5 protein-coding genes are annotated in these 4,510 nt (G+C 42.3%); all 5 read right to left on the bottom strand.

The features are described from left to right. A partial coding sequence (locus AYJ08_RS05445) for a 6-bladed beta-propeller (RefSeq protein ID WP_157452790.1) occupies positions 1–874 on the bottom strand: 874 nt, incomplete at its 3' end. A gap of 1 nt (position 875) precedes the next feature. Further along, positions 876–1,919 carry a 3-oxoacyl-ACP synthase gene (locus tag AYJ08_RS05450; RefSeq protein ID WP_064016882.1) on the bottom strand — a complete coding sequence of 348 codons (1,044 nt, stop codon included), beginning with the start codon at positions 1,917–1,919 and terminating at the stop codon, positions 876–878. Then, positions 1,916–2,329 carry a MaoC family dehydratase gene (locus AYJ08_RS05455; protein ID WP_064016883.1) on the bottom strand — a complete coding sequence of 138 codons (414 nt, stop codon included), beginning with the start codon at positions 2,327–2,329 and terminating at the stop codon, positions 1,916–1,918. The genes AYJ08_RS05450 and AYJ08_RS05455 overlap by 4 nt, the downstream gene beginning before the upstream one ends. Before the next feature lie 20 nt (positions 2,330–2,349). After that, on the bottom strand, positions 2,350–3,909 hold the full coding sequence (locus AYJ08_RS05460) for an o-succinylbenzoate--CoA ligase (protein ID WP_064016884.1): 1,560 nt from the start codon (positions 3,907–3,909) through the stop codon (positions 2,350–2,352). A gap of 19 nt (positions 3,910–3,928) precedes the next feature. Next, positions 3,929–4,510 (bottom strand): TetR/AcrR family transcriptional regulator (locus AYJ08_RS05465; RefSeq protein WP_064016885.1); only part of this gene is annotated, 582 nt, incomplete at its 5' end.

Here is a 4,510-nt window from a genome sequence, read left to right on the forward strand (position 1 = left end):
GTCCCACAGTATACAAAAAGCGATCCTGCTGATCAAATTTCATTATCCGATTGTTAAAGGTATCTGCCACGTAGAATGCACCTGATAAAGGATCGAAATTGATGCCTCTCGGAAAATTAAATTGGTAGGGACCAAGACCAGATTCACCTTTTCCAATCTGTCTTTGGAACTTGCCTTTATCATTAAATACCTGTATTCGATTATTAAATGTGTCAGCTATGTATACCTCATCAGTTGGACTAATTGCAATTCCTTGTGGGAGGGCAAGCTCTCCTTGTCCTTTTCCGTATGTGCCAATCGTTAGTAAATACGTCCCAGCCTGATCAAACTTTTGAACACGATGATTGTATTCATCAGTAACATAATAGTTATTCTTGCTGTCAACCGCTAGCTCACGTGGAAAACCAAACTCCCCTTCCCCTTTCCCACGGGTTCCCCAGCTTTTTAAAAAATGGAATTGATGATCAAACTTTTGTATCCGATAATTCCCTGTATCTGCTACTAGAATATTCCCCTCCTGATCAATAGCGACTCCAAACGGCATGTTGAACTTTCCAGGCTTGTCGCCAAGACCACCAAAGGTCTCTAGTACCTTACCAGACTTATTCATTTTCACAATCCGATGATTCCCCATATCAGCCACATATATATTGCCAGTAAGATCCTTTGCCATAGCGACTGGCGTTCGAAACATCGAAGGATCATCTGCTTCATTTCCCCAAGCTTCTGAATACGTAAAGCATGAGGCAAACACAGGTGACTCCACAAGGAAAAATAGGGAAAACGAACAGATTATGGCGAGTAGCTTGGTTACGAAAAGTGGATGAATCCTTGATCGCTTATGACAATAAGGGCGATTTTCCGGGCTTTTCATATTAGCAATCCTCCCCTATCCATTCAAGAACAGTAGCTGCCCAGGTATATCCCGTACCAGCACTTACTGCTACTACAATGTCTCCTTTATGCAACAGATGCTTCTCCTGTGCAAAATGCAAACCAATGCATGGGTCTAATGCTGACATATGTCCATGGTGATCTAAATAAATCGCTTGATCCTCAGCTAGGCCTAGACGTTGTAATAACTCTCTAAACATGGAACGTTTGGTATGCAGTGGTAAAAGCAGCTTCATATCCTGAATGGTTTTTTCGCTCTTTTGTAGTGCTAGTTCAATCACTTTCACAAAAGTAGGAACGGATATGGGATCAAGACGCTCCTTCATGCTGGAAGGGTTCGTCACGTCAATATAATGGAGACGCTTCTCCACCGTATCGTGACTTGCTGGATTTTTACTACCACCCCCAGGTACCTTGACATCATCGTGAAATGATCCATCCGTTATCATAGCTGATTGTAAAATGCGACTCTTAGAAGCTCCGCGTGTAACTAATGCAGCAGTTCCGCCATCAGCGAAGTTAAACATGAACCGGGATCGCGGATTGTCGTAATCAATAATGTGTGATTCTTTACACCCAGCAACAAGCAGAATATTCCGAATGCTATTATCGGCCGTTAGCATATCCTTTGCCACCTTTAAAGCGATAGGAAAGCAGGAGCTTACATTCATAATTTCAAAAGCATATGCGTTTGTAGCACCTAGCTCATGCTGAATTTTAGCTGCACACGACCACACGTAATAATCCTTGTGCGGGCTGCCAAAATAGATAATGACATCAAGCTCTTCTGGGCGAATTTTCTTTCCTACAAATGATTTAGCAGCCGCTGCCGCCAGATCAGATGCGTGAAGCGTATCATCAGCTACATGTTTTTCATAAAGTCCAAACTTTTCTATGATAACTGAGGCAGGAATACCTGTTTTTTGAGCGAGCATGTCTGCTGTTTCTATGCGAGGGGGGAAATAAACACCCGTTTCCTCAATCCCGATGGCAACACTTGCTATGTTACTCTGTTTTCTATTCATATCTTCTCCCCTTCTCTTGGCACCACCATTGTAGCTATCCCCGTAAGAACTACTATGCCGTGTTGATTCGTGCATTCTGTTACTAAAGTTAACATTCTTCGTGCTTCATTAAACTCTTTTACAGTAGCAGTGGCTGTGATGGTATCTCCAATAAACACAGGAGCCTTAAATTGCAAGGTCTGATCCTTATAAACAGACCCTTTACCTGGCAAATGCATTCCTAGTAAACGGGATAATAGGCTAGCTGTTAGTAGTCCATGGGAAATTCTCTGTCCAAACCGTGTATCACCTGCATATACCTTATCAACATGGATGGGATTGTAATCACCGCTTAATCCAGCAAACATCACGAAATCTGTTTCTGTCATCGTTCGGCTAAATGAGGCACTCTGTCCAATCTTAAAACTCATTGTTGCAGTCACCTTCCTTATCAATGATTTGATTCTATCCTTTGCAAAGCAGTTTTATTGATCTTGCCTGTCGCATTTCGAGGAAATTCAGGTAAAAAGACAAAATATTTAGGTATTTTATATTTTGCGATTCTCATTTGACACGCATGCCGAAGCATTTCCTCTGTAAGCGTAGCGCCTTCTTTTATGACTACAAAAGCCTTTGCTACCTCACCCCATTTCTCATCTGCTATACCAACCACAGCCACTTCAGCTACTTCCGGTAATGAGCCAATCGCTTGCTCTACCTCTAAAGGGTAAATATTTTCGCCACCAGATATAATCATTTCCTTACGACGTCCAGCAATATAGAGGAAGCCTTCTTCATCCCTTCTCGCTAAATCACCTGTATAAAACCAACCATTACGCATTGCCTTTGCCGTCTCATTGGGTAAATTCCAATACTCCTTCATCACATGAGGACCTTTTATTGCCAGTTCGCCCACTTCCCCATTTGGCACCTCCTGATCATGCTCATCCACCAGCCTAATTTCACAAAACAGGACAGGCTTGCCAATAGAGCCAACCTTATGGCGTGCGTCCTCAGCTGAAAGCATACAAACAGTGGGGGATGTCTCGGTTAGACCAAAACCCTGTCCAAACGAAAGCCCTCGATCTTGATAATACAAAATCAGCTCATGTGGGCAAGGGGCGCCGCCATTATAAAACCAGCGGACGGAGCTCAGGTCTGTAGCGGGAAATAATTGACTCCTTCTAAGTGCATCATGAATAGCCGGAACCCCCATGACGATTGTCACTTGATGCTTCTGGATCATTTCTAAGGCTTTGTCTGGATGAAACCTGCCTAAAATAACGATGCTTCCTCCTGCAAACAATGTTGGAAAAGCAAACAGTCCAATTCCTCCGATATGAAATAAGGGTAGTAATACAATGGAACGATCACTCGAAGTAATATCTAAAGAGGTCAAATTATGGATCGCATTCCAAAACATATTTTCTTGTGTTAATACTGCTCCTTTTGGTCGTCCTGTGGTGCCAGAGGTATAGCAAATTAGATAGGGGTCTTTAGCATCTATTTTTTCAAAAATGAGAGGTTCGCTTGACAATAGATTGATAGCGTTTTCAAAATCAACTTCAATAGCAGTGGCTGCTCGATCTCGTGCTTCTTCACCGGAAAAATGTTTTTTGTGATCCATCCAAATAATCTGTTTCAAACTCACCTTCGTTTCCATTTGCTTGATGACAGGCTTAAATTCATGTTGTGTAAACAATACTTTGGTCCCACTATCCTCTAGCTGATATGTGAGCTCATTCGCGGTCAATCTTATATTCAGCGGAACCGCAATACCGCCCAGCTTAGCAATAGCAAACAATAATAAAACATAGGACAGACTATTTTGTGCTAAAATCCCTACTCGGACTCCAGCTTCTACGTCACATTCCTGTTGGAGAAACCGAGCGAACTGATTCACCTTTTGCCCCATTTCCTTATAGGTAAGCTGTTGCTCTTCTGTAATGATGGCTATTCGATTAGGAGTATTCTGTGCTCGCTGGTCAATCCAGTAAGCAATCCCTTGCATAGACATCCTCCTTTCCTAATTACTTGTTCTCAGCTTTTTTCCCCATACCTTGCAGAATAAAACTCATCGCTGTTTCAAATACCTCTACCGGCACCTCTTGATTTTCCCAATAAACCCATCTCATGCCTAAAAACTGTCCAATTGACATCAGACAATAAGCTAGTGCCTCCTTGTCTAGTGAGCGAAAAGCCTTCTCCTCCATTGCAGCAGTCAAGCTTTTGATAAAGCCACTCGCCAGCTTATCATAGTACCAGCGATACAACGCCTCATCTACTAACACAGCCTGCTGTACGATCCCATATAGGTTCCGATGTTCTTTTACCCAACGAAAAAATGCTTGAAATCCAAGTCGCAAAGCTTCTTCATGGGAATGAGCGTTTGTCACTTCTAGCTTGATTTTGGAACGTAAATCACGGCTTAGTTGTCTAATTAGCTCTTCATAAATTGCTTTTTTGGAAGAAAAATAATTATAAAAAGTGCCTTGGGCTACTTGTGCCTCTTGGGTAATCATAACGATAGACGCTTCATAATACCCATTTGCACCAAAGACCTGCTCGGCTGCTGTCAATAATTTTTGTCTGGTTTCTAGTCCTTTTTTTGT

Source organism: Brevibacillus sp. SKDU10 (assembly GCF_001645205.1).
Classification (GTDB): Bacteria; Bacillota; Bacilli; order Brevibacillales; family Brevibacillaceae; genus Brevibacillus_B; species Brevibacillus_B halotolerans.

Coding starts and splice junctions, on each gene's coding strand:
- AYJ08_RS05460 (WP_064016884.1), bottom strand. CDS start 3,909: ATGCAAGGGATTGCTTACTGGATTGACCAGCGAGCACAGAATACTCCT.
- AYJ08_RS05455 (WP_064016883.1), bottom strand. CDS start 2,329: ATGAGTTTTAAGATTGGACAGAGTGCCTCATTTAGCCGAACGATGACA.
- AYJ08_RS05450 (WP_064016882.1), bottom strand. CDS start 1,919: ATGAATAGAAAACAGAGTAACATAGCAAGTGTTGCCATCGGGATTGAG.